Source organism: Streptomyces sp. NPDC026500, from assembly GCF_055567635.1.
The window spans coordinates 189311-213932 of the sequence record NZ_JBVHQB010000012.1; the positions used below are offsets into that span (position 1 = coordinate 189311).

Annotated in this window: 26 protein-coding genes; 12 read left to right on the forward strand and 14 right to left on the reverse strand. The window is 71.5% G+C overall.

The features are described from left to right. Positions 1 to 24: 24 nt before the first annotated feature. Positions 25 to 420, reverse strand: a complete 396-nt coding sequence (locus ACZ4N5_RS22845) for a HEAT repeat domain-containing protein (protein ID WP_467758988.1) — start codon at positions 418 to 420, stop codon at positions 25 to 27. A gap of 330 nt (positions 421 to 750) precedes the next feature. After that, entirely contained in the window at positions 751 to 945 is a 195-nt protein-coding gene (locus ACZ4N5_RS22850; RefSeq protein ID WP_467758896.1) for a hypothetical protein, read from the reverse strand. Positions 946 to 1431: 486 nt separating this feature from the next. Between ACZ4N5_RS22850 and ACZ4N5_RS22855 the strand changes: the two genes are divergently transcribed. Then, positions 1432 to 3396, forward strand: coding sequence for a HelD family protein (locus ACZ4N5_RS22855; protein ID WP_467758989.1), 1965 nt, complete (start codon positions 1432 to 1434; stop codon positions 3394 to 3396). Positions 3397 to 3833: 437 nt separating this feature from the next. On the opposite strand, the gene ACZ4N5_RS22860 is transcribed toward ACZ4N5_RS22855, so the two are convergent. The 3 genes from ACZ4N5_RS22860 to ACZ4N5_RS22870 all read right to left on the reverse strand — a co-directional run bounded on the left by ACZ4N5_RS22860 (position 3834) and on the right by ACZ4N5_RS22870 (position 6557). Continuing rightward, positions 3834 to 4538, reverse strand: a complete 705-nt coding sequence (locus ACZ4N5_RS22860) for a copper homeostasis protein CutC (RefSeq protein WP_467758897.1) — start codon at positions 4536 to 4538, stop codon at positions 3834 to 3836. A 217-nt stretch (positions 4539 to 4755) separates the two neighbouring features. After that, positions 4756 to 5433: a maleylpyruvate isomerase family mycothiol-dependent enzyme gene (locus ACZ4N5_RS22865; protein ID WP_467758898.1), complete on the reverse strand. Its 678-nt coding sequence runs from the start codon at positions 5431 to 5433 to the stop codon at positions 4756 to 4758. Positions 5434 to 5525: 92 nt separating this feature from the next. After that, the gene (locus ACZ4N5_RS22870; protein WP_467758899.1) at positions 5526 to 6557 is read right to left on the reverse strand and encodes a saccharopine dehydrogenase family protein; all 1032 of its coding nucleotides are present in this window, start codon (positions 6555 to 6557) and stop codon (positions 5526 to 5528) included. A 111-nt stretch (positions 6558 to 6668) separates the two neighbouring features. Here ACZ4N5_RS22870 and ACZ4N5_RS22875 point away from each other — a divergent pair, with 111 nt between their 5' ends. The 4 genes from ACZ4N5_RS22875 (at position 6669) to ACZ4N5_RS22890 (ending at position 11242) form a co-directional block, all read left to right on the forward strand. Continuing rightward, a complete protein-coding gene (locus tag ACZ4N5_RS22875) occupies positions 6669 to 7655 on the forward strand; it encodes a helix-turn-helix domain-containing protein (protein WP_467758900.1) in 987 nt (328 codons plus the stop codon). Positions 7656 to 7781: 126 nt separating this feature from the next. Next, positions 7782 to 8465 (forward strand): HD domain-containing protein, encoded by a 684-nt coding sequence (locus ACZ4N5_RS22880; protein ID WP_467758901.1) that lies wholly within the window; start codon positions 7782 to 7784, stop codon positions 8463 to 8465. 441 nt (positions 8466 to 8906) lie between these two features. Further along, the gene (locus ACZ4N5_RS22885; protein WP_467758990.1) at positions 8907 to 10115 is read left to right on the forward strand and encodes a Cmx/CmrA family chloramphenicol efflux MFS transporter; all 1209 of its coding nucleotides are present in this window, start codon (positions 8907 to 8909) and stop codon (positions 10113 to 10115) included. Between the two features lie 20 nt (positions 10116 to 10135). After that, positions 10136 to 11242 carry a GNAT family N-acetyltransferase gene (locus tag ACZ4N5_RS22890; protein ID WP_467758902.1) on the forward strand — a complete coding sequence of 369 codons (1107 nt, stop codon included), beginning with the start codon at positions 10136 to 10138 and terminating at the stop codon, positions 11240 to 11242. A 53-nt stretch (positions 11243 to 11295) separates the two neighbouring features. On the opposite strand, the gene ACZ4N5_RS22895 is transcribed toward ACZ4N5_RS22890, so the two are convergent. The 3 genes from ACZ4N5_RS22895 to ACZ4N5_RS22905 form a co-directional block, all read right to left on the reverse strand. Then, positions 11296 to 11559 (reverse strand): DUF4031 domain-containing protein, encoded by a 264-nt coding sequence (locus ACZ4N5_RS22895; RefSeq protein ID WP_467758903.1) that lies wholly within the window; start codon positions 11557 to 11559, stop codon positions 11296 to 11298. Continuing rightward, positions 11556 to 11951 (reverse strand): hypothetical protein, encoded by a 396-nt coding sequence (locus ACZ4N5_RS22900; RefSeq protein WP_467758904.1) that lies wholly within the window; start codon positions 11949 to 11951, stop codon positions 11556 to 11558. Before ACZ4N5_RS22900 ends, ACZ4N5_RS22895 begins: the two co-directional genes overlap by 4 nt. A gap of 129 nt (positions 11952 to 12080) precedes the next feature. Next, on the reverse strand, positions 12081 to 13223 hold the full coding sequence (locus tag ACZ4N5_RS22905) for an FAD-dependent oxidoreductase (RefSeq protein ID WP_467758905.1): 1143 nt from the start codon (positions 13221 to 13223) through the stop codon (positions 12081 to 12083). A gap of 148 nt (positions 13224 to 13371) precedes the next feature. On the opposite strand from ACZ4N5_RS22905, the gene ACZ4N5_RS22910 reads away from it, so the two are divergent. Continuing rightward, entirely contained in the window at positions 13372 to 13986 is a 615-nt protein-coding gene (locus ACZ4N5_RS22910; RefSeq protein WP_467758906.1) for a TetR/AcrR family transcriptional regulator, read from the forward strand. A 173-nt stretch (positions 13987 to 14159) separates the two neighbouring features. Here the strand turns inward: ACZ4N5_RS22910 and ACZ4N5_RS22915 are convergent, their stop codons facing one another. After that, a complete protein-coding gene (locus ACZ4N5_RS22915) occupies positions 14160 to 14600 on the reverse strand; it encodes a VOC family protein (RefSeq protein WP_467758907.1) in 441 nt (146 codons plus the stop codon). 157 nt (positions 14601 to 14757) lie between these two features. On the opposite strand from ACZ4N5_RS22915, the gene ACZ4N5_RS22920 reads away from it, so the two are divergent. From ACZ4N5_RS22920 to ACZ4N5_RS22935, 4 genes are all read left to right on the forward strand, one after another. After that, positions 14758 to 15678, forward strand: a complete 921-nt coding sequence (locus ACZ4N5_RS22920) for a MurR/RpiR family transcriptional regulator (RefSeq protein WP_467758908.1) — start codon at positions 14758 to 14760, stop codon at positions 15676 to 15678. Positions 15679 to 15854: 176 nt separating this feature from the next. Continuing rightward, positions 15855 to 16790: an N-acetylmuramic acid 6-phosphate etherase gene (gene murQ / locus ACZ4N5_RS22925; protein ID WP_467758909.1), complete on the forward strand. Its 936-nt coding sequence runs from the start codon at positions 15855 to 15857 to the stop codon at positions 16788 to 16790. Positions 16791 to 16806: 16 nt separating this feature from the next. Beyond that, a complete protein-coding gene (locus ACZ4N5_RS22930; protein WP_467758910.1) occupies positions 16807 to 18219 on the forward strand; it encodes a PTS transporter subunit EIIC in 1413 nt (470 codons plus the stop codon). A 34-nt stretch (positions 18220 to 18253) separates the two neighbouring features. Next, complete coding sequence (locus ACZ4N5_RS22935; protein ID WP_467758911.1) at positions 18254 to 18841, forward strand: hypothetical protein; 588 nt, start codon at positions 18254 to 18256, stop codon at positions 18839 to 18841. An 87-nt stretch (positions 18842 to 18928) separates the two neighbouring features. On the opposite strand, the gene ACZ4N5_RS22940 is transcribed toward ACZ4N5_RS22935, so the two are convergent. Next, positions 18929 to 19129, reverse strand: coding sequence for a hypothetical protein (locus ACZ4N5_RS22940; RefSeq protein WP_467758993.1), 201 nt, complete (start codon positions 19127 to 19129; stop codon positions 18929 to 18931). Continuing rightward, positions 19126 to 19362 carry a hypothetical protein gene (locus ACZ4N5_RS22945; RefSeq protein WP_467758912.1) on the reverse strand — a complete coding sequence of 79 codons (237 nt, stop codon included), beginning with the start codon at positions 19360 to 19362 and terminating at the stop codon, positions 19126 to 19128. The genes ACZ4N5_RS22940 and ACZ4N5_RS22945 overlap by 4 nt, the downstream gene beginning before the upstream one ends. Before the next feature lie 115 nt (positions 19363 to 19477). Between ACZ4N5_RS22945 and ACZ4N5_RS22950 the strand changes: the two genes are divergently transcribed. Together ACZ4N5_RS22950 and ACZ4N5_RS22955 are read left to right on the forward strand one after the other, a co-directional pair. After that, complete coding sequence (locus ACZ4N5_RS22950; RefSeq protein ID WP_467758913.1) at positions 19478 to 20320, forward strand: helix-turn-helix domain-containing protein; 843 nt, start codon at positions 19478 to 19480, stop codon at positions 20318 to 20320. Further along, positions 20301 to 20570: a DUF397 domain-containing protein gene (locus ACZ4N5_RS22955; RefSeq protein WP_467758914.1), complete on the forward strand. Its 270-nt coding sequence runs from the start codon at positions 20301 to 20303 to the stop codon at positions 20568 to 20570. Before ACZ4N5_RS22950 ends, ACZ4N5_RS22955 begins: the two co-directional genes overlap by 20 nt. A gap of 81 nt (positions 20571 to 20651) precedes the next feature. Here the strand turns inward: ACZ4N5_RS22955 and ACZ4N5_RS22960 are convergent, their stop codons facing one another. From ACZ4N5_RS22960 to ACZ4N5_RS22970, 3 genes are all read right to left on the reverse strand, one after another. Beyond that, the gene (locus ACZ4N5_RS22960) at positions 20652 to 21773 is read right to left on the reverse strand and encodes an NADH:flavin oxidoreductase (RefSeq protein ID WP_467758915.1); all 1122 of its coding nucleotides are present in this window, start codon (positions 21771 to 21773) and stop codon (positions 20652 to 20654) included. A gap of 275 nt (positions 21774 to 22048) precedes the next feature. Continuing rightward, positions 22049 to 23671 carry a chaperonin GroEL gene (groL, locus tag ACZ4N5_RS22965; RefSeq protein ID WP_355766807.1) on the reverse strand — a complete coding sequence of 541 codons (1623 nt, stop codon included), beginning with the start codon at positions 23669 to 23671 and terminating at the stop codon, positions 22049 to 22051. A 441-nt stretch (positions 23672 to 24112) separates the two neighbouring features. Continuing rightward, the gene (locus ACZ4N5_RS22970; protein WP_005315736.1) at positions 24113 to 24316 is read right to left on the reverse strand and encodes a cold-shock protein; all 204 of its coding nucleotides are present in this window, start codon (positions 24314 to 24316) and stop codon (positions 24113 to 24115) included. Positions 24317 to 24622: the final 306 nt, after the last annotated feature.

Consider the following 24622-nt stretch of genomic DNA (forward strand, 5'->3'; position numbering starts at 1 on the left):
AGCCCACAGGCAGGTCGATGCAGATCAACGCCTTGTGTCGTCTGCCCATGCCGAGATATCCGCGGCCCCCCGACGGACAGCTTCTTCCGGATCCCGGGCGAGCTTCCCGCAGGCCTCTGCGACGTCCGGCACACCGCCCAGTCCCACGAGCGCGTCATGCACCCCGGTCTGCAGCCAGTCGGCCTGGTTGTCGTCAGCCTCGGCAACCGCGAGAGCGATAAGTCTTATGGCGGCCACCGTCCCCACCCGGGCCAGAGCCTCTGCCGTCTGCCGGGTCACCGCCGTGTCCTCGACGTCCAGCAGCAGTCCCACCAGCGTTTCCGCAGCCTCAGGAACATCAGCGAAGGAAGCAAGGTCACGCCCGGCACGAACACGTTGCGTCCACGAAGGAGACGACGCCTCCTCCAAGCCACTCGTCATCTCTGGCACGACCTGACAGTCTCATGCCCCACAGAGAAGATCGAACCCCGGGCAGAAGCTGCCCACACGCTTGACGAAGAACATAGAGGCACCCCCCGGCGGGTGGCCGGTCCACAGGCCCCGCGCGGCACGCTGCGGCGGTGAGCCGGCGGCGCCGACCGCCTAGGTCCTCCCGGCGTACCGCCCGCCGCGGCGGCATACGGCGGGGGTGCGGCCCAGCGGCGGGACCATGCTGCCCCGAGGGCCCTGGAGGGTATCGGCGCCAGGCGTGGACAGCCGGCCGCGTATCCAGGCGTGCGGGACACCGCGGAAAAGGAGCGGGCGTACGTGTCAGCGGCGGCGGACGCCTGATTCTTCGCCGTATTCGCCGAGCAGGACGACCCCGAAGGCCGCGCGTGCGAACACCTTGACGGCGCGCACGGCGTCGCCGAGGAGGTGACGGTGGTTGACGGAGGTGACGGCCGTCGCGCCGCGCGCGACAGGCCCGGGATGGGCAGAACCTTGGGTGAAAGTGGCTGCACTCATACCTCCATGGTGCGCACCGTTGCTCCGAATGGCGTCGGTCTTCGGACCGAACCTCGCCCACCCCCTGGTACGGCTCCGGGCCACCCTGCCTACGCCTCACGACGGACACCGCCCCCTAGGGTCCCCGGGTCCCGACCCTGAGACGGCGGTCAGGCACCGGGAAAACCATTGGCCCCGGCATCCGTCCGTCGCCTAGAATCTTCGCTCTTGCCCGCCTCCCTTCACGGAGTGCCGCCGCCCGGCCGGAAACCGGACGGCACCTGGAATCACACCGGATTCCGTACGGATTCTGGACAGATTCCCAACGAAATCCGCAGAGATCCACGATCTGCATCACTCCCGCAGCAACCCCGCAGCAGGTTTCCCCGGAGGCAATTCCCCGTGTCCACCCTGTCCGACGGTCCGTCCGGCGCCCCGTCCGAGTCCGACGATCCCCTGTCCCGCGAGCGCGCCCACCTCTCCCACTCCCGTTCGGCGCTCCGCGCGATGCGCGAGGACGCGGAGAACCTCGACATCCGCGACGTCACCGCGAACTGGGTGAACGCCGAGGTGCTGCACCGGCAGATCGGCGAGCGCATCAAGGCCCTCGCCGACCTCAGCCACACCCCGCTCTTCTTCGGACGGCTCGACTATCTGCACCCGCCGGGCTCCGACCGGGCGGAGGGCGCGGAGGGCGAGCGGTTCTACATCGGGCGCCGGCATGTCCACGACGCCGGCGGCGATCCGATGGTCATCGACTGGCGCGCGCCGGTGTCCCAGCCGTTCTACCGGGCCTCGAAGAAGGACCCGATGGACGTCGGGCTGCGCCGCCGCTTCGGCTACACCGGCGGCGACCTCACGGCCTACGAGGACGAGCACCTCTCCGACCCGGCCGAGGCCGCGGCCACCAGCAAGCTGCTCCAGCAGGAGATCGAGCGCCCGCGCGTCGGTCCGATGCGCGACATCGTGGCGACCATCCAGCCGGAGCAGGACGAGATCGTACGGTCCGGGCTGTCCGGTTCGGTCTGTGTGCAGGGAGGTCCCGGCACCGGGAAGACCGCCGTCGGCCTGCACCGGGTCGCGTATCTGCTGTACGCGCACCGGGAGCGGCTCGCCCGCACCGGCACCCTGGTCATCGGGCCGAACAGGTCCTTCCTGCACTACATCGAGCAAGTCCTGCCCGCTCTGGGCGAGTTGGAGGTCAGGCAGGCGACCGTCGACGATCTGGTCGCGCATGTCGAGGTACGCGGCAGTGACGACTCGGCCGCGGCCGTGCTCAAGGGCGACGCGCGGATGGCCCAGGTGCTGCGCCGGGCCGTCCGCTCGCACGTGACCATCCCGACCGAGCCGGTGGTGGTGGTCAGGGGATCACGGCGCTGGCGCGTCCCGGCGTACGAACTGGAGGAGATCGTCAGGGAGTTGCTCGACCGCGACATCCGGTACGGCGCCGCCCACCAGGCCCTTCCACAGCGGATCGCGCATGCCGTGCTGGTCCAGATGGAGCGCTCGGGAGAGGCGCCGGACGACCGGGTGCAGGACGCCGTCGCCCGCAACGCCGCCGTGAAGGCCGCCGTCAAGGCGATCTGGCCGCAGGTCGACCCCCCGAAGCTCGTGCTCCGGCTGCTGACCGACGCGGAGTTCCTCGCCGCGCACGCGGAGGGGCTGCTCGACGAGGGCGAGCAGAAGGAGATCCTCTGGGCGAAGCCGGTGCGCGGCGTGAAGGCCGCGAAGTGGTCGGCCGCCGATGCCGTGCTGATCGACGAGGCCACGGACCTGGTCCAGCGCACGCACTCCCTCGGGCACGTGGTGCTCGACGAGGCGCAGGACCTGTCGCCGATGCAGTACCGGGCGGTGGGACGGCGCTGCACGACGGGGTCGGCGACGGTGCTCGGAGACCTGGCGCAGGGGACGACCCCGTGGGCGACCCGGAGCTGGGAGGAGGCCCTCGGCCACCTGGGCAAGGGGGACGCGGTGGTCGAGGAACTGACGGCGGGTTTCCGCGTCCCCACGGACGTCATCACCTACGCGTCCCGCCTGCTGCCGCACATCGCGCCCGGTCTCACACCGGTCGCGTCGGTGCGGGAGAACCCGGGCTTCTTCGAGGTGCGCGCGAGCACGGCGGATGCCGAAGTCCTGCGCGCGGTGGACGAGTTGCTCGACCACGAGGGGTCGGTCGGGCTGATCGCCGCCGACGCCCGGATCCCGGTGCTCGCGGAGGCACTGACGGCGGCCGGGCGGACGTATCTCGGCCCGGGCGAGGAGACGACGGCCGAGACCCGGCTGACCCTGGTGCCGGCCTCGCTCGCCAAGGGCCTGGAGTACGACTACGTGGTCCTGGACGAGCCGCAGGCCGTCGTCGACGGCGAGCCGGACGAGCGCACCGGCCTGCGCCGCCTGTACGTGGCGCTCACCAGGGCGGTCTCGGGGCTGATCGTGACCCACGCGGCCCCGCTCCCGCCCGAGCTGACCTGAGCAGCCCGAGCAGCCGAACGGGCCCGACCGACCGAGCCGACCTGACCGGCCGACGGACGGCGCCCAAGCATCGGGGGGACGACGGCACAAGGGGACGGCGGCACGAGGGGACGGCGGCACAAGGGGACGGCGGCACGAGGGGACGGCGGCACGAGGAGACGCTGCCCCACACTCCGAGAGGGGCAGCGCCCTACGCGTAAAGGAGAGCCGGCGTCCTACACGTCACGGGGAGCCGACGTCCCACGCGCCCAGGGGAGCCGACGTCTCATCCGTCCAGGGGAGCCGGCTTCCCACACGTCCAGGGGAGCCGGCGTCCTACGCGTAAAGGGGGGCCGGCTTCCCACGCATCACGCGAGCCGGCGTCCCAGCGTCGAGGGGGGCGGCGTCCTACACGTCACAGGGAGCCGACGCCGAACGCGTCAAGGAGAGCCCGCGTCCTACGCGTCGAGGGCGGTGCGCCATTCCCGTACCGCCTCCGCCGAGACCGGTCCCGTCCAGCCTCCCGGACGTGCGGCACCGCCGATGTGGAAGGCGTCGAGGCCCCCGGCGCGAAGCCCCGGCACATGATCGAGGCGCAGGCCGCCGCCGACCATGATCTGCGGCTCGTATCCCGGTTCGCCGCGACGGGCGGACTCGGTCGCGAGGACGGAGAGCCCGTCGTCGACGCCCGTCGGGGACCCGGCGGTCAGATAGGCGTCGAGGCCGGGCAGGTCCGCGAGCTGCTTGCGCAGGGCGTCGCGGTCGGCGGCGCGGTCGATCGCGCGGTGGAACGTCCAGCGGCAGCCGTCCAGTTCGGCGACGATCCGCTCCACGGCGGCCAGGTCGGGGCAGCCGTGCTCGTCCAGGAAACCGAGCACGAACTCGTCCGCGCCCGCGTCCCGCATGGCGCCCGCGACCCGTACGAGCGTGTCGACGCCCTGCGCGCCGCCCGCCGCGAAGCCGTCCGACAGGCGCAGCATCACGCGCAGTGCGATGTCCACGGAGGCACGGATCCCGGCGAAGGTCTCCACCGACGGGGTCAGCCCGTCGGCCGCCATGTCGGTGACCAGCTCCAGCCGGTCCGCACCGCCGGCCTGAGCGGCGACCGCGTCCTCCACGCCGAGGGCGATCACCTCCAGGACTGCGCTCTTCCGCTCGCTCATCGGATCTCTTCCCTCGGGCCGCTACAGGTCTAGTCCAATCCAAGAGTACGCGGGCGGGAGCGGGGGCGCGAGAAGATCACGGCGAGTGGAGGGGCCGTCGAGGGATTTCCCTCCGGCCCCTCCCTGTCCCACCGTTCACCCCGACGGATTCGGCTCTTCGGTCCATCCGGGCGGATTCAGCTCCGCCCGTTCCCCGGACCGATTCGGTTTCCTCCGTTCACCGGAACAGATTCAGCTCTTCCTCCCGCGCCCCCACCAGCTCGTACGCCGTCGTCTTCGCGACCGGCCGACCCGAGCAGAGCCGTACGAGGGTCGCGGCGCCACCGAGGTAACGGGCCGGGGGCCGGTCGCCGGGGATGCCACCCAGGCGCAGGGGGTCGTCGAGATCGTCGAGATCCGCGTGCAGTGGCACATGGTCGCGTTCGCGGCTGAAGCGGACCAGCAGCCTGAGGGCGTGCGGGAGTCCCGCTCCCTCGTAGGCGCCCGGTTCCCCGAACGCCTCGCGCACGTCCCCTGCATGGACCCACTCGCCGAGCGCGACCGCGTCGAGAACACCGCCGGCCCGGGCGATCACCGGCCCCGCCTCGGTCATCCCGCGTTCCAGCTCGTCGACGACCCGTGCCGTCGGCCAGTCGACGCGCTCGGCGATGTCGCGGTCGTTGGCCTCGGGCGAGAACACCCCGGGTTCGAAACGGCTCTCGACGACCCGCATCAGCGCGGCCGAGCAGTGCGCCAGCATGTCCCGCACCGTCCACGCCGGACACCCGGCCGTCGAACGCGCGAAGTCGCCGTCCGGCCTCGCCCGCAACAGCGGGATCAGCGCGTCGCGCTCGGTGCGCAGGAGCAGACCGGGCAGTTCCGGGTCCCGTACGTCGTGTGCGTCTCCAGGAATCATGACTCCACGCTAGGGGCTGTCGTCCCCAGGGGCTGTTGCTCGGATCGGACCGCGGAGCGTGCGAAGTGCGCGAAGCGTGAGAGGTGTGCCCATTAGCCGCGCAGTTCGAAGGAGATGTGCGGGGACAGCGCGCGGAGGAATTCGGGGGCGTCGAAGATCTCGCCGGCGGAGGCGACACCGACCGTCCTGGTGCGTCCCGTGAGGATGCGGTCGACCGCTTCCACCACGAGCGGCGCGGTGACGGCGTAGATGTCCCGGCCCCTCGCCACGGCCCGGCGTTCGGCGCCCTGGGAGCGCACGACGACATCGACGACGAAGGTCTGCTCCGACCGCCCGTGCCCGTCGACGGCACGCGGCGCCGGGGTGTCCGGGGCCGACAGTTCCCCGGCCGCCTCGACGGTCATGTAGGTGCGCACCTCGGGGACGGCGAGGTGGCTGGGCAGGGTGACCACGTCGGCCATCGAGAACTCCCCGATGACGGCCCGCGGCCCCATGGGGTCGGGGAACGGCCACTCCAGGGTGGGCGGGGCGTCCTGGCGGTACTCCAACTGCCCGCCCGTGTAACGGACGCGTCGGCCGCCGCGCCGCTCCCGGGAGACCGCGCCCGCGGCGCGCGTCCCGGCGGTGGGGTGCCAGCCGCTCAGCCCGTACGCGATGTGCGCCTCGTCGGCCGCCGTCCAGTCGTCCATCGCGGCGGTGGCCAGCAGGTCGCCGAAGCCGCCGTAGAAGGCCATCGCGGGGACGATCACCGCTCCCGCGGCGCGGGCCCGCTCCGAGAAGTGCTTGAACGTGTCGAGGTTGGCCTCGATCTCGGCCGCCACGTCCACGTACGGGATCCCGGCGCGCAGGGCCGCCTCGATCACGGGGGCGGCCGTCGTGGCGAAGGGCCCGGCGCAGTTGATCACAGCCGCCGCACCGGCCAGCGCCTGGTCGAGGGAATCCGGATCGTCGACCGAGGCCGGGCGGACGTCGAGTCCGGGCCGCGAGGCCGCCAGTTCCTTCAGCTTCTCGGCGTCCCGGCCGGAGAGGACCGGGACGAATCCGCGCTCCAGCAGTTCCGCCACCACAAAACGTCCGGTGTGCCCGTACGCGCCGAACACCGTCACTGCCTGCCCCGACTCCATGGGTTCTCCCCCGTGCTCGAAGTGAACTGCCTTGATCCGTCACGGACATCCTGACGAGGGCGGGCGTCCCGCACGAGTGTCCGGAACGCCATGCCCCGTACAATTCCGGACATGACCTCTGTCGCGCTGGCCGTCACCGACGGAATGCTCCACTTCGAACTGGCCCTGGCCTGCGAGGTCTTCGGCTCCGCCCCGGCCGCCGTGACGGGCCCCTGGTACGACCTCGCGGTCTGCGGGCCGAAGGCCGTGCGGGTCGGCCGGTTCCGGCTGGAGCCCGACCACGGCCTCGACCGGCTCCCGCAGGCCGACACCGTGATCGTCCCGGGCTGGGCCGACATCGACCGGGACCCGCCCGCCGACCTGGTCGACGCGGTGCGAGCGGCCCACGAGGCGGGCGCCCGCGTCGCCTCCCTCTGCACCGGCGCGTTCGTCCTGGCCGCCGCCGGCCTGCTGGACGGCAGGCGCGCGACGACGCACTGGGCGCACACCCGGGCCCTGGCCGCCCGCCATCCCCGGGTCATGGTGGACCCGGACGTCCTCTACGTGGACAACGGCAGCGTGCTCACCTCCGCCGGCAAGGCCGCCGCCATGGACCTGTGCCTGCACCTCGTCCGCCTCGACCACGGCTCGTCGGTCGCCAACACCGTCGCCCGCCACCTGGTCGTGTCCCCGCACCGGGACGGCGGCCAGGCCCAGTTCGTCACCACCCCGGTGCCCGCCCCGGACCACCACCCGCTCGCCGAGCTGTTCCCCTGGGTCATCGAGCGGCTGGACCGTCCGCTCACCGTCGAGGACCTGGCCCGCCAGGCGCGGATGAGCTCGCGCAACCTGGGCCGCCACTTCAGGTCGGTGACCGGCACCACCCCGCTGCAATGGCTGCTGACCCAACGGATACGGCACGCCCAGGAGTTGCTGGAGACCACCGACGCCGGAGTCGACACGATCGCGGCCGCCACGGGCATGGGCACCGCCACGACGCTGCGCCGGCACTTCAACCGCACGGTCGGCGTGCCTCCGGACGCCTACCGCCGCACGTTCCGCTCACGGACCCGCCCCGGCCCGGACGACAGCGGGCAACACCACCGCGGGCGCCCCTGAGCCGGTATCGGCAGCCCGTCCCCTTCCGCCCCCGGCGACCCGAGCAGCCCCAACAGCCCGCGGACGGTCGCGTACGGTCGCGGCGCCGGGGCGCGGGGTCCGCCCCTCGGCGGGGACAATGGCGTCATGGCAGCAGAGAGCAACCGCCACCCGGCCCACGCGGAGCTGACGAAGCGCTGGGCGGACACCGTGCTGGCCGCGCGTGACGGCGAGGGCGGGTCCGGCCCCGCGCCGGGGCCCTACGCGGCGAACCTCCTGGACCGCTGGGCCGAACCACAGCGCCGGTACCACACCACCGACCATCTCCTCGCGGTCCTCGACCACATCGACGTACTGGAGGCGCACGGGGAGCGCGCCGAGGATCCGGCCGCCGTGCGGCTGGCGGCCTGGTTCCACGACGCCGTGTACCTTCCGGACCGCTCGGAGAACGAGGAGCGCTCCGCCCGGCTCGCCGAGCGCGCGCTGGCCGAGCTGGGCGTCGGCGCGGACCGCACGGCCGAGGTCGCCCGGCTCGTCCGGCTCACCGTCTCCCACGACCCGGCCGACGACGACACCGACGGCGCCGTCCTGTGCGACGCGGATCTCGCGATCCTGGCGTCGCCCCCGGACGCGTACGCCGCCTACACCGCCGCCGTCCGCGAGGAGTACGCCTTCGTCCCCGACGACGCCTTCCGCGTGGGCCGGGCGGCCGTACTGCGCCAACTCCTCGACCTGCCCCGGCTGTTCAGGACGCCGTACGGGGAACGCGTGTGGGCGCAGCCGGCCCGCCGGAACATGGGCGACGAACTGGCGGCGCTGACGGAGGCATGACGGGTCGGCCGGGTCCCCGTCCGTCCGGATACCGAGCTCCATGCCACGACCGCCCGCCCGGGGGATGGACACCCGCCGGCCCCCGGACGTTCCGGGTGCCGGTCCGGGCCGCCCGGACGCCACCCCCGGCCACCCCGGCCGCCCGGTACCCATCCCCGCACGCCCCAGGCCCCAACCGACCCGCCGTGGGCGCCCGTCGATGCCCGGACGGACGGAAACCCGGCCACGGCCGCCCCCGGCCACCCCGGTACCGAGCCCCCACACCCCGGGCCTCAACCGACCCGCCGTGGGCGCCCGTCGATGTCCGGGCGGACGGGAAACCGGTTCGACGGCAGGCGCCGGAACACGTACGAAGGAGACATGCCCCCGAGCCCCGGACCCCTGAAGCCGGACATACCCGCCGCCGCTCCCGGCGCCACCCCGGCCGGCGACCGCCCCCGCATGCCCCTGTCGGTCTACATCCTCGCCCTGTCCGTCTTCGCCCTCGGCACCAGCGAGTTCATGCTGTCCGGGCTGCTGCCGCCCATCGCGGACGACATGGGCGTGACGATCCCGCGGGCGGGTCTGCTGATCTCGGCGTTCGCGATCGGCATGGTCGTCGGCGCGCCGCTGCTGGCCGTGGCCACGCTCCGCCTGCCGAGGCGGACCACCCTCGTCGCCCTGCTTGCGGTCTTCGGGCTCGGCCAGGTGGCCGGAGCCCTCGCACCGGGCTACGCCGTGCTCTTCGTGTCACGTGTCGTCAGCGCCCTGGCCTGCGCGGGCTTCTGGGCGGTCGGCGCGGCCGTGGCCATCGCGATGGTGCCGGTGACCTCGCGGGCGCGGGCGCTGGCCGTGATGATCGGCGGTCTGTCGATCGCTAACGTGCTGGGCGTGCCCGCGGGCGCCTTCCTCGGCGAGGGGCTCGGCTGGCGGGCCGCCTTCTGGGCCGTCGGGGCGGCGTCCGCCGTAGCGCTCGTCGGCATCGTGACCCTCGTCCCGCCCCTCCCGCCCCCGGACGAGCGGCCGCGGCTCCGCAGGGAAGTACTCGTCTTCCGTGACCGGCGGGTCTGGCTGTCCATCGGCACGATCGCACTCACCGCGGCCGGCGTCTTCTGCGCGTTCAGCTATCTCGCCCCGCTGCTCACCGATGTCGCCCACCTCGACGAGGGCTGGGTCCCGACCGTGCTGGCGCTGTTCGGCGTGGGCGCGCTCATCGGGACGACGATCGGCGGCCGGTTCGCCGACGCTCACCTGTTCGGAGTGCTGATCGGCGGCATGGCGGCGGACACCGTCGTCCTCGTCGCGTTCGCCTTCCTCGGGCGGTACGCCGTCGCGGCCGTCCTGCTCTCCTTCCTGCTCGGGGTCGCCTGCTTCAGCACCGCCCCGGCACTGAACGCCCAGATGTTCCAGGTCGCCGCTGCCGCCCCGACCCTGGCCGCGGCCACCACCACCTCGGCCTTCAACCTGGGCAACACCGCCGGTCCCTGGCTCGGCGGCGCCGTCATCGACGCGGGGCTCGGGTATGCGGCCACCGCCTGGGCGGGCGCGGTGCTGACCGTGGCCGCCATCGGCCTGGCGGTCGTGTCGCTGCGAGCGCACCGCCGTACGTCCGGTTCACGGGTCGTGCGCAAGAGGGGGTCGGCGAAGAATCCCGTACGTTCCCAGGCGTGATCCGTCCTATTCTCGGCCGTATGGCAGACATGGGTGGGGACCGGGTGGAGGAAGCCGTCGCGAGCTGTGCCGCGCTGCTGCGGCAGGCGGCAGGGCGGGACTGGGACGGCGTACGGGCGGGACGGCTGGAGTGGAGTTGCCGGCGGACCGCTGAGCACATCGCCAGTGATCTCATCGCGTACGCCGGGCAGTTGGCCGGGCGGGCCACGACGGCGTACGTGCCGTTCGACATCGCGCTGGACGACGGAACCGGCAACGCGGGGGTCGTCGACGTGATCGAGGCGACCGGCGGGCTGCTCGCCGCCGCCGTCCGCACGACACCGCGCGAGGTGCGCGCCTTCCATCCGTACCCGTTCCGCAGCGCGAACCGCGAGGGCTTCGCCGCGATGGGGGTCGCCGAGGTGCTGCTGCACACGCACGACATCGCCGAGGGACTCGGCCTGCCGTACAGCCCGCCGGACGAGCTGTGCACCTGGGTCCTGACGCGGATCTTCCCGCAGGTGCGGCCCGAACCCGGCGCCCCGTGGAGCACCCTCCGGTGGGCCACCGGGCGCGGTGACCTGCCCGGCCGGGAACCGATCACGGACTGGCGCTGGAGCAACAACCTGGTGATCGACGCCGAGCGGCTCACCCTCCAGGGGGTCACCCCGGCCGCCGCCGCCGATCTGCACGAAGGCGGCACGGGCGGCTTCGAGTGGGTCGAGAGCGGCCCGTTCGAGGGCACGCGGGACGCCGCGGGGATGATCGTCAGCGCGTACGAGGAGGGCGTGCACCGGCCGGAATGGGGGATGTTCGTCCTCGTACGGCGTGAGGACGGACGGGCGGTAGGCGGGATCGGCTTCCACGGCGCGCCCGACGAGGAGGGCCGCGCCGAGGTCGGCTACGACCTCGCGGAGACCGCCCGCGGCCGGGGCTACGCGACCGAGGCCCTGCGCGCCCTCTCCGAGCAGGCCCTGGCCCGCGACGACGTGAAGCTCCTGTTCGCCGCCATCGACCGGGAGAACGCCCCCTCCCAGCGGGTGATCGCCCGCGCCGGATTCACCCGCGTGAGCGAGGACCTGGAGAAGACGGCCCGCGAACTCCACGGCATGGAGGCGTCGTTGCGGCTGTACGCCCGCGAGAGCTGAGCACCCCACGAGAAAGGTCCCACCTGCTCACCCCACCTGCTCACCCCGCCCGTTCACCCCGCGCGCTTGCGGCGCCGCAGTCCCGAGCCGTGCAGCAGCTGTACGACCTCGCGGCTGCTGACCTCCACCGCTCCCGCGGCGACCGCGTCCGCGTAGCGGTGCGAGGGGATGTCGTAGTGGTCGCGCTCGAAGGCGCGCGGGGGTGCGCCCAACTCCTCGGCGAACGCGTGGAGTTCGTCGTAGGAGACATCGCTGATCAGGTGGGACCACACCCGGCCGTGGCCCGGCCAGGTGGGTGGATCGATGTAGACGGTCACGAGGGTGGGTTTCCGCCGGTCGCCGAGGCGAGGGAGCCCACCGGGGACACCTTCACGCCCGCCTGGTGGCACACCCAGTGCGGGTCGGGACCCAACTCGGGCTCGACGTCGAGGGCGTGCGGGTCGCCGGTGGCGCACACCGGGCAGAGCGGCCACCGCCCGTACCGCTCCAGGAGCGCGTCCTGCACGTCCTGGGCGACGAGCCCGGCGACGAATCCGGCACCCTCCGGCCACTGCTCGACCCACCAGCGGCGCTGCACCACCGAGTCCTCGACCAGGGAGACGACGTCCGCCTCGGCGACCTGGCCCGCGATCAGGTCGGCGAGCACACGTGCGCGCGCCGCGTGCAACGCCTGCTCCAGGGGGCTGAGGGGGTTGTCGGTGGGGTCCATCCCTCAATCTTCGCAGGAATCCTGACCTGCGGGCAGGACAGGACCATGATCCTCGGCCCGGGGGCACGAAGCGCCGGAGCTCCCTGCGTCTTCGAGTGAAGGCCAGGTCAGCGTCGCGATTGAGCGATGTCACTGGTGCTGGGTCATGTGGGCGAGGGTCCGTGCGGCGCCGTCGGGGGAGAAGGCGCTGTTGATGCCTTCCGCGGCTCCCTCGGCCGCTTGGATGGAGCGGGGCCGCATGACGGCTTCGTAGGCGCGGATGGCGTCGTCGACGGTGGGGCTTTCGATGAGGGCGCGGGCGAGGTCGGCGCCGTCGAGCATGGCGAGGTTGGCGCCCATGCCGGAGAAGGGGGACATGAGGTGGGCGGCGTCGCCGAGGAGGGTGACGCCGGGAGTGTGGGTCCAGGTATGGGGGACGGGCAGCGCGAACAGGGGCCGGTTGGTGTAGCCGCTGTCGGTGGCGGTGATGAAGCCGAGCAGGTCGGGGCTCCAGCCGGTGAACCTCTTCAGGAGGGCCTCGCGGACGGCGGCGGTGTCGGCCAGGTCGAGGCCGGCCTGCTGATGCCAGTCCTGTGCGGTGCGCATGCCGAGGTAGACGCGGATGTGTCCGCCGCTGTTGCGCTGGGCGACGAAGCCCTGGTTGTCGTCGAGGGCCATCATGGTGCCGTTGCCGGTGAGTGCGGCGAGGCGGGGGTGGCGGGTGTCGGCGTCGTCGAGCCCGGTCTCGACGAAGGTGACGCCTGTGTAGAGGGGCGTCGCACCGGACAGGAGGCGGCGGACCTGGGACCAGGCGCCGTCGGCTCCGATGACGAGGTCGGCGTCGGTGCTGGTGCCGTCCGCGAAGCGCAGGCGGTGGGTGCCGTCGCCGAGGGTTTCGGTTCGGGTGAGTTTGTGTCCCCAGCGCACGGTGTCGGGTTTGAGGGAGCCGAGGAGGATGTCGCGGAGCTGTCCGCGGTCGATCTCGGGGTTGCCCTCGGCGCTGTCGGCCTCGGGCGGGATCACGTCGAACAGGATGCGGCCGTCGCGGCCGACCAGGCGCATCTGCTGGCCTTCGGGGCGGGCTTGGGCAAGGAAGTCGTCCCAGAGGCCGGCCGCGCGCAGGGCCTGCTGTCCGGAGTCGGGGTGCATGTCGAGGGTGCCGCCCTGGTTGCGGGCGGTGGGGGACCTGTCCAGGTCGTAGAGGGCTGCGGTGATGCCGTGTTGCTGCAGGATGCGGGCGCAGGTCAGGCCGCCGGGGCCGGCGCCGATGATCGCGATGCGCTGAGTGGGCATGGCTGGTCACGCCTTTCGGGCAGAGGGGAGCGTGCGGAACGGGCCGGGCTGTGCCACACGGCCTCGCCACTCCAGAAGAGCACACCGACCCAATAAGTGCAACGACACAACTTTTGAAGTTGGACAATCAAGTGTGTAGGGTCGTGGCATGACCGACGCGACCACCGGCACCCCGGCGACAGCACCGGTGGGGCGCCGCGAACGCAAGAAGGCCGCCACCCGCCAAGCCCTGGCCGACGCCGCTCTGCGCCTCTTCGTCGAGCGGGGATACGAGCAGGTCGGCATCCGCGAGATCGCGGACGCCGCCGACGTGTCCACCACCACGCTGTTCAAGCACTTCCCGGTCAAGGAAGCCCTCGTCTTCGACGAGGACGCCGACCAGGAAGCCCGTCTGCTCGCCGCCGTACACGAGCGGCCCCAAGGCCGGTCCATCCCCGCGGCCCTGCGCGAGCACGCCCTGCGCCACCGCGCCGCAGCCGTGGACGACGACGCCGGTTTCACCGCGTTCATCGAACTGGTGGACAACACCCCGGCGTTGCGGGACTACGCCCAGCGCATGTGGTTGCGCCACGAAACCGCCCTCGCTCGCGCCATTGCCGAGGAGAGCGGACTTCCGGCCGACGACCCGGCCTGTGCCGCCCTCGCCCACTTCGCCCTCGAAGCACCCCGGATCGCCCACGGCAGCCAGGACCCCCGCCAGGCCGTCACGCGCGCCTTCGACCTCCTGGAGAAGGGCTGGGGCGCGGCCGTCTCCGGAGGGTGAGCGCCTGACGCCCGGCCCGCCCCCGGGAGCCCGGCATGAACGACACCTCGGGGAACGACAAGAGGTCTCTGAACTACTAGAGGTCTCCGCGGCCGCTCACAGGTGAATTCGTCGGGGCTTCGACAGGAGCGGGCGAATCCGTCCCGGCAGCGCCGTGACCGCCGGCCCACCGGCTATCCCTCGTAGACCGTCCCGGCCTCGACGAAGCACAGCGAGTTGCCCCATGGGTCATCGACGTAGAAGGACCGCTCACCCCACGGCCGCACGGCGATCTCGCCTCCGGACACACCGTGCACTTGCTCGTCCGACAAGCACCCCAGTTCCCGGGCGCGACCGAACACCTCGCCAAGGCTTCGGACGGTGAAGTACAGCGATTTCGGCAACGGCTTGACGGTGTCATGGCCAGAGACGTCCAGGACCTGGAGCGTGACCCCACCGCAGGTGAAGTAGCACCGCGCGCCGGCCTGCCTGCGGCCGGTCACGCCGAACAGAGTCGAATAGAACGTGAACGCCCGGTCGAGGTCCGCCACCTCGATATTGAGGCGGAACAGGATCGGTTCGTCGGTGTCATGGGTCTCGGAAGGCCAATCGAGGATCGGATCGTCGCTGGTCATGGCGTTGAGGCGCCGAGCCGCTCCGCTGGAGACGTCGATCCGGCGGCGCACAGGCATTGTCCGAGCAGCCCCGTTCTTCAGGACGGGGAGCAGGGACGGGGAGGAGTCGCTGTGTGCACCCTTGACCGATATCCCGACGGAAAATATCTTTCATAATGTGACCCATGACGTGAAGGAAATTTTCGCGGGTGAGGCACCGCCCGCCCCCGCCGCCCTCGCGGCCAAGGTGCGCACCCTCGCCCCCTCGATGACGCGTTCCATGCAGCGGGTCGCCGAGGCCGTCGCCGGTAACCCGGCCGGCTGCGCGGCCCTCACGGTCACCGGACTCGCCGAGCTCACGGGAACCAGCGAGGCCACGGTCGTGCGCACGGCCCGCCTCCTCGGCTATCCCGGATACCGGGACCTGCGTCTCGCGCTCGCCGGGCTCGCCGCCCAGCAGCAGTCGGGCCGGGCCCCCGCCGTCACCGCCGACATCGCGGTCGACGACCCCATCGCCGACGTCGTGGCGAAGCTCGCGTACGACGAGCAGCAGACCCTCGCGGACACGGCCGCCGCGCTCGACACGGTCCAGCTCGGCCATGCCGTCGCCGCCATAGCCACCGCCCGCCGCATCGACATCTACGGAGTCGGCGCGTCCGGGCTCGTCGCCCAGGATCTCCTGCAGAAGCTCATGCGGATCGGACTCATAGTCCACGCGCACAGCGACCCGCACCTCGCGGTGACCAACGCGGTGCAGCTGCGCGCCAAGGACGTGGCGATAGCCATCACGCACTCCGGCTCGACCGGCGACGTCATCGAACCGCTCCGGGTCGCCTTCGAGCACGGGGCGACGACGGTGGCGATCACCGGCCGCCCCGGCGGACCGGTCGCGCAGTACGCCGACCACATCCTCACCACCTCGACCGCCCGCGAGAGCGAGCTGCGCCCGGCGGCCATGTCGTCGCGCACCAGTCAGCTCCTGGTGGTGGACTGTCTGTTCGTGGGGGTCGCCCAGCGCACCTACGAGACGGCGGCGCCCGCGCTGTCCGCCTCGTACGAGGCCCTGGCGCACCGCCACTCCCCGCGCAGCGGCCGCTAGCCGCGCCGCGCGAACAGACCGGCCTCGCGAACGGACCGGGGGACTTGATTCAGCGGGGAGACTGCGGTCCGCGGGGTGGCTGGTCGCGCCCGCGCGGCGGTTCCGCACGTCGTCCCGGCCCGCACCCCGCCTCCGGGGCGCGGTACGACACCTCACCGGAAAGAGCCGCTCCAACCATGACCTCCATGTCCAACTACGGCGATCTTCGAGCAGAGTTGGAGACGCTGACCACCGAGGCGTTCCGCCCGGAACTGTCCGAGATCGACCGGTTGCCCACCCTGGAGATCGCGCAGCTCATGAACGGGGAGGACACGACGGTGCCGACGGCCGTCGCCGCTCAGCTCCCCCTCATCGCCGCCGCGATCGACGACATCGCGGAGCGCATGGCCGGCGGCGGGCGCCTCATCTACGCGGGCGCCGGCACCGCGGGCCGCCTCGGCGTCCTGGACGCCTCCGAGTGCCCGCCCACCTTCAACACCGATCCCTCCCGGGTCGTCGGCGTGATCGCGGGCGGCCCGACCGCCATGGTCACCTCGATCGAGGGCGCCGAGGACTCCCGGGAGCTGGCGGCGGCCGACCTGGACGCGCTGGCCGTGACGGCCGACGACACGGTGGTCGGCGTCTCCGCGTCGGGCCGCACCCCGTACGCCGTGGGCGCGGTCGAGCACGCCCGGAAGCAGGGCGCGCTCACGATCGGCCTGTCCTGCAACGCGCACAGCGCGCTCGCGGCCGCCGCCGACCACGGCATCGAGGTCGTGGTGGGCCCCGAGCTGCTCACCGGCTCCACCCGCCTGAAGTCCGGCACCGCGCAGAAGCTCGTCCTCAACATGCTCTCGACGATCACGATGATCCGGCTCGGCAAGACGTACGGGAACCTGATGGTCGACGTACGCGCCTCGAACGAGAAGCTGCGGGCCCGCTCCCGCCGGATCGTCGCGCTCGCCACCGGCGCCTCCGACGAGGAGATCGAACGCGCGCTCGCCGCCACGGACGGCGAGGTGAAGAACGCCATCCTGATCATCCTGGGCGATGTGGACGGGCCCACCGCCGCCCGCCTTCTGGAGGAGTCCGAGGGCCATCTGCGCGCCGCGCTGGCGAAGGCGTCCCGCTGACCAGCACGCTCGGGGAGTGCGCACACCGGACTCCACCACAGCAGCGGCGATCCTCCCCCTCGTGGGCGGCCCCGCGAACGTCCTGACCGTCGCCCACTGCATGACCCGGCTCCGGCTCGGCCTGCGGGACCGGAGACTGGTGGACGAGGAGGGCCTGCGGGCCCTGCCCGCCGTCCTCGGCCTGGTCGCGGACGGCGGCACCTGCCAGATCGTGCTGGGTCCCGGCACGGTCGCCCGGGTGACGCCGGAGTTCGAGGCGCTGCTGACGACCACGGCCGACCGGCTGGCCCTGCGCGGCGCCGAACTGAAGGCCGCCCGGACCCGCCGCAACGCCACCCCCCTCAAGCTGCTCCTGCGGCGGATCGCGGACATCTTCGTGCCGCTGATCCCCGGCCTGATCGGCTGCGGGGTGATCGCGGGCCTCAACGGCCTGCTGGTCAACCTCGGCGTGCTGAGGGGCCTCACCCCCGCCCTGACCGCGATCGCCGCCGGGTTCATGGCGCTGATCGCGGTCTTCGTCGGCTACAACACGGCCAAGGAGTTCGGCGGCACCCCGATCCTGGGCGGCGCGGTGGCCTCGGTCGTCGTGTACGCGGGGGTCGCCAAGGTGACGGTCCTCGGCGTGACGCTCGCCCCCGGCCAGGGCGGCGTCCTGGGCGCCCTGGCCGCGGCCCTGCTCGGGACGTACGTGGAGAAGTGCTGCCGCCGCTGGGTCCCGCCGACCCTGGACGTCCTGGTCACCCCGACCCTCACGGTGCTGCTGACCGGCCTGGTGACGCTGTACGCGCTGATGTACGCGGCCGGTGAGCTCTCCTCCGCCATCGGCACGGCCGCCTCCTGGCTGCTCTCCACCACGGGCGCCTTCGCCGGGCTCGTCCTCGGGGCCCTGTTCCTCCCCCTGGTGATGTTGGGCCTGCACCAGGCCCTCATCCCCATCCACACCACGCTCATCGAGCAGCAGGGGTACACCGTTCTGCTGCCCGTCCTGGCCATGGCGGGCGCGGGCCAGGTCGGCGCCGCCCTCGCGGTGTACGTCCGGCTGCGCCACGACACCTCACTGCGTACGACGATCAGATCGGCGCTCCCGGCCGGTCTCCTCGGCGTCGGCGAACCCCTGATCTACGGCGTCTCGCTCCCCCTCGGCCGCCCCTTCGTCACCGCCTGCGCGGGCGGCGCGGCGGGCGGCGCCTTCATCGGCTTCTTCTCGATGCTGGGCGACCAGGTCGGCTCGACGGCCATCGGCCCCTCGGGTCTCGCCCTGTTCCCGCTGCTGTCCGGCAACCGGAGCCTCGCCCTCACCGCGGCGATCTACGCGGGCGGCCTGATCACCGGGTACGTCGTCGGATTCGCGGCCACCTATTTCTTCGGCCTCGGCGGCGTGACACCGGCCCGCCGGGCGGAACAGGCCGCGGAACAGGCCGCCGTTTAGCCGCACTGTCGGTGGCACGTGCGAGGCTGGGACCATGAACCACGCACAGCTGACCGCCCTCGGCCGCGCCCTGCGGCTGCTCGGGGAGCACGGTGACGCCCTGAACACCGACACCCCCGACGCCAAGCTGCACGAGGTCAAGGCGGACCTGAAGCGGGCGCTGGACCTGCTCGACGAGACGGTGACGACGGCGGCGCCCACCACCCGCTGCTCCGAGCATCCGAACGGCCCGGTGGACGAGAGCGCCCCGGACCGCTGCCTGCTCTGCGAGACCCGCCGCCGCACCGCCCGCCGCACCGAGGTGAACGACGCGTACGGGCACGGCCGGACGCCCGCCCCGGACGAGCTGCCCGACCGCACGATGACCCGCTACGGGGTCCGCGGCGACCGCCCCCAGCCCCAGCAGCGCTGGCTCCCGGAGGTCTGGAGCGGCCAGGAGTGGCACCTGTGCGGCACCCCCCGGCGCGACCGCCAGGAAGCCGAGCGCTACCTCGCCGCCGAGCGCCGGACCCCCCGCCCCGGCATGGCCTACCGCCTCGTCCACGAGTTCACCGACTACGAGGTGCTCCGCATCTGGGGCACGCCCGTCAAGGTCGACATCGAACCGATCGGGAATCTGTAGACGAGCGGTCCGGGAGGGCCGGGAAGCCCGTCGGCAGGTCCGCGGGCGAACCCGGGGACCCGGAACCGGCCTGTCCCGGACGTGCGGTCACGGCAGCCGTCCCTCCTCGTTGAGCCGTCGCACCCGCGCCCGCAGCACCTCCCCCGGCGGCACCTCCCCGAGGGCCTCCTCGGGGCAGTCCCACTCGCATCCGCCGCCGGGCGGCCGCAGTTGTACGAGGCCGCCCTCGCGGCCCATCACCTGGCCGAGCCGACCGTCCCGCACATCGACGGCGTACTCGTCGCTCACGCCTCGCCACCGCCGTCACGTACGCCGCGATCGCGCAGCACGGCGGTCAGCTTCTGGGCGGTGCCCACGTTGCAGCGGCCGAGCGCGACCAGGGCGAACAGCTCGTCGCTCGCACCGGTCACCGGATCGACCCGCAGCGACGGCAGCACCACACCGACCCCGGTCAGTGCCGCCCGCAGCTCCTCGACGATCTCCTCCGTCGGCCGCACGCGATTGCTCGACGTCATCTCCATCGCACCGCACCTTCCACGCTGAGTGTTCGCATTCACCACACAGCGTGGCCATCACGCCTCTAACCTGGGAAGAGACGGCGCTCCAACAACCCCTCCTGTGTGACAGGAAGTTGCCATGCCCGGACCCAAAGACCTCGACCCGTCCTCCTCACCGCGCGCCATGATCGGCGCGGAGTTGCGGCACGCCCGTGAGAACGCCGGCCTCAGCCAGGCCGAGCTGGGCGAACCGCTCTTCGTCAGCGGTTCGTTCATCGGCCAACTGGAGTCGAGGACACGGCGGTTGCAGCTTGAGTACGCCGTCCAGATAGACGAGATCCTGGGAACGAACGGGTTCTTCACACGCAACTGCGCCGCCCTCGCCAAGTCGAGGTACCCGGACCACTTCGCCGAGGCGGCGGAGGCGGAGGCGATCGCTACGGCGATCAGGCAGTACGCGGCGCTGCTGATCCCGGGCCTGTTGCAGACGCCGGAGTACGCGCGAGCCGTCTTCCGCGCGTACCGGCCGACGGCGACGAAGGACGTGATCGACGAGTTGGTGGCTGCCCGGCTGGAGCGTGCGCATCTGCTCGACGATCCAACAACGCCGCTGTTGTGGGCGGTTCTGGACGAGGCGGTGCTGCGCCGGGAGGTGGGCGGAACCGGGGTGATGGCGGAGGCCCTGTGTCACCTGACCGCGCTGATCCGACGGCACCGGATCCTCGTACAGGTGCTGCCGTTCGGCTCTGGGGCGCACGCTGCGATGGAAGGCTCGGTAAAGCTCATGGAGTTCGAGGACGCCCCATCCTTGACCTTCGTGGAGGGACCCGACATGGGAAAGCTGCTGGACGACCCGGGTACGGTCGCCCGACACACCCTGATGTTCAACCTCCTTCAGGCGGAGGCGCTTTCGCCTCAGGACTCCCTGGCCCTGATCGAATCCGTGGCGCAGGATTACGAGCATGGAGAACAACGCCCGTGAGAACGACCTGACCACCACCGCCTGGTACAAGTCCAGTTACAGCGGCGGCAGCGGCGGCGACTGCCTCGAAGTCGCTCGCTGGCGCAAGTCGACGTACAGCGCCGGTGACGGCGGCGACTGCCTCGAAGTCGCCGACGGTCACCCCACCCTCGTCCCCGTCCGGGACTCCAAGAATCCGCTCGGGCCGGTGATCACCTTCGGCGCCGCCGCCTGGGGCACCTTCGTCGGTCACCTCGGCACGACCGGCTGACCGGCTGACCAAAAAGGGACGGCGCCCGCGTCGCGGCGGGCACCGTCCCTCCGGGACAGCAGGTCAGCGGGGCAGCTCAGGTCAGCTGAGCGAACCCAGCGCCGCCGCGTCGTACGGGGCCAGGTCGTCGAAGCGGCCGGCCAGGACCTTCGCCGCCCACTCGGGGTCCTGCAGCAGGGCGCGGCCGACGGCGACGAGGTCGAACTCGTCGCGCTCCATGCGGTCGAGGAGGTCGTCGATGCCCTTGACCGGGGAGCCCTCGCCCGCGAAGGCCTTGATGAAGTCGCCGTCCAGGCCGACCGAGCCGACGGTGATGGCGGGCTTGCCCGTCAGCTTCTTCGTCCAGCCGGCGAGGTTGAGGTCGGAACCGTCGAACTCGGGGACCCAGTAGCGGCGCGTGGAGGCGTGGAAGGCGTCCACTCCGGCGGCGGCGAGCGGGGCGAGGATCGACTCAAGCTCCTCCGGGGTCTCGGCGATCCGGGCGTCGTAGGCCTGCTGCTTCCACTGCGAGTAGCGGAAGAGGACGGGGAACTCGGGCGAGACCGCGGCGCGCACCGCGGCGACGATCTCCGCCGCGAACTTCGTACGGGCCACCGGGTCGCCGCCGTACGCGTCCTCGCGCCGGTTGGTGCCGGACCACAGGAACTGGTCGAGCAGGTAGCCGTGGGCGCCGTGCAGTTCGACACCGTCGAAGCCGATGCGCTCGGCGTCCGCGGCGGCCTTGGCGAACGCCTCGATGACGTCGTCGAGGTCCTGCTGGGTCATGCTCTTGCCGGTGACCTCGGCACCCTCCTTGTAGAGGCCGGAGGGGCCGACGGGCGGGGCGTCCGCGAAGGGCGGCTCGCCCGCCTTGCGGACCATGCCTATGTGCCAGAGCTGCGGGACGATCGTGCCGCCCGCCGCGTGCACGGCGTCGGCGACCTTCGCCCAGCCGGCCAGCTGGTCCTCGCCATGGAAACGCGGCACGTCGTTGCTCTGTCCGGCCGAGTCGTGGCCGACGTACGTTCCCTCGGTCACGATGAGGCCTACGCCCGCGGCGGCGCGGCGGGAGTAGTAGCCGACGACGTCCTCCCCCGGTACACCGCCCGGCGAGAACATCCGGGTCATCGGGGCCATGGCGATCCGGTTCGGGACGGTCAGGCCGTTGATCGAGACGGGACGGGAAAGGATCTCGGCTGCGCGGGACGCGGCGTCAGCGGTCACGTGGGGGCTCCTCGAACAGGTGGTCGGTATGACGTCGAGTGGTCGGCGAGACAGGAGATTCCGTGCGGTATGTGCACGTGCATCGACTGCTCTTCAGCGTCAACCGCCGCATCGGGCACGGCATTCCGCCGCGCCCACACCTGCCGCTGTGATCCGGGCCACGCTCAGGGGGAGGGGACGGGCCACAAGGGAGGCGGAAAACGCCCGAGGGCGGCACCCCCCTTACGGGAAGGTGCCGCCCTCGGAACGTCAGGACGATGATCGACCGGGGTCGATCAGAAGTCCATGTCACCGCCCGGCATGCCGCCCGGAGCGGCCGCGGAGGCCTTCTCCGGCTTGTCGGCGATGACGGCCTCGGTGGTCAGGAACAGCGCGGCGATGGAGGCGGCGTTCTGCAGAGCAGAGCGGGTCACCTTCGCCGGGTCGATGATGCCTTCGGCGATCATGTCGACGTACTCACCGGTCGCGGCGTTCAGGCCGTGGCCGACGGGCAGGTTGCGCACCTTCTCGACGATGACGCCACCCTCGAGACCACCGTTGACGGCGATCTGCTTGAGCGGGGCCTCCAGGGCGAGACGCACGGCGTTGGCGCCGGTCGCCTCGTCACCCGTGAGCTCGAGCTTCTCGAAGACCGAGGAAGCCTGGAGCAGGGCCACGCCACCACCGGCGACGATGCCCTCCTCGACGGCCGCCTTCGCGTTGCGAACGGCGTCCTCGATGCGGTGCTTGCGCTCCTTGAGCTCGACCTCGGTGGCGGCACCGGCCTTGATGACGGCCACGCCGCCGGCCAGCTTCGCCAGACGCTCCTGGAGCTTCTCGCGGTCGTAGTCCGAGTCCGAGTTCTCGATCTCGGCACGGATCTGGTTCACACGGCCGGCGACCTGGTCGGCAGAGCCGGAGCCGTCGACGATCGTGGTCTCGTCCTTGGTGATGACGACCTTGCGGGCACGGCCCAGCAGGTCCAGACCCGCGTTCTCCAGCTTGAGGCCGACCTCCTCGGAGATGACCTCGCCGCCCGTGAGGATGGCGATGTCGCCGAGCATGGCCTTGCGGCGGTCACCGAAGCCCGGAGCCTTGACGGCGACGGACTTGAAGGTGCCACGGATCTTGTTGACGACCAGGGTCGACAGGGCCTCGCCCTCGACGTCCTCGGCGATGATCAGCAGCGGCTTGCCGCCCTGCATGACCTTCTCGAGGAGCGGGAGCAGGTCCTTGACGTTCGCGATCTTGGAGTTCGCGATCAGGATGTACGGGTCGTCGAGGACGGCCTCCATACGCTCCATGTCGGTGGCGAAGTACGCCGAGATGTAGCCCTTGTCGAAGCGCATACCCTCGGTGAGCTCCAGCTCCAGACCGAAGGTCTGGGACTCCTCGACGGTGATGACGCCTTCCTTGCCGACCTTGTCCATCGCCTCGGCGATGAGCTCGCCGATCTGGGTGTCGGCGGCGGAGATGGAGGCCGTGGAAGCGATCTGCTCCTTGGTCTCGACATCCTTGGCCTGCTCAAGGAGGGCACCGGAGACGGCCTCGACGGCCTTCTCGATACCGCGCTTGAGAGCCATCGGGTTGGCGCCGGCGGCTACGTTGCGCAGACCCTCGCGCACGAGCGCCTGGGCCAGAACGGTCGCCGTGGTCGTACCGTCGCCGGCGACGTCGTCCGTCTTCTTGGCGACTTCCTTGACCAGCTCGGCGCCGATCTTCTCGTACGGGTCCTCGAGCTCGATCTCCTTGGCGATGGAAACACCATCGTTGGTGATCGTGGGCGCGCCCCACTTCTTCTCGAGGACGACGTTGCGGCCCTTGGGGCCAAGGGTGACCTTGACGGCGTCGGCGAGCTGGTTCATCCCGCGCTCGAGACCGCGCCGTGCCTCCTCGTCGAACGCGATGATCTTGGCCATGTGAAGTGGTCCTCCCGGACGGGGTGGATTTCTCCGGATCGTGCCCGCGCCCGCGACGGACGGCCTGCAAGCCTTGTGGTTCCTTGCCCCACAGGCCTGCGGGCCTCACTGGCCCGATCCAAGTTCTGTCACTCTCACTGGGAGAGTGCTAACGCCAATGATTAGCACTCGACCCCGTCGAGTGCAAGGTGTGCTCGCGAAGCGAGCTCGTTGAGGGGTGGTGCTCGGGTGACGGGCGGACGCAAGCGCCTCTCGGGAAAACAGGCCCCACGAGCGGCCTCCTGGCGCAGGTCCGCGCGCGGCTCCGCGCAGTGGGCGCTCGCGGGCGCGCGGGCGCGCACGAGAGCAGGGGAAGGCCGCCGGGGACGCACGAGGGGCCCGCATCCCTGGTGGGATGCGGGCCCCTCGGCGTGAGTGCGTCGGTGGCCGTTCGCGCCCGGATCAGACGGCGAGTTTGACCATGTCCGCCTGCGGACCCTTCTGGCCCTGCGAGATTTCGAACTCCACTCGCTGACCCTCTTCAAGGGTGCGGTAGCCGTCCATCTGAATCGCGCTGTAGTGCACGAAGACGTCCGCACCACCGTCGACCGCGATGAAGCCGTACCCCTTCTCCGCGTTGAACCACTTGACGGTGCCCTGAGCCATGCCTAACTCCCCTATTACTGGCCCTTGCACAGATCCACACTTCGCGGATCCGGGTCAGACCTCACCCCCCAACGGTTGGGGGTGTGCGCCGGAACGCGTCGACCGCGGCTGAATGTATCTGTCCAACTGCCCTCTGCAACAGGTCAATCGGACGAGAATTCTGGGCATGGCTGATCGATGATATGCGGAGAATCCGCAAGGATTCAGGGCAAGTCGGGCCCCGTAAACGCCATAAACAACCCATAAAGGGGAGGCAGTTTGGCTACTTCTTGTCGGCCGCCGAACGGGTACTCATATGCGTCCGGC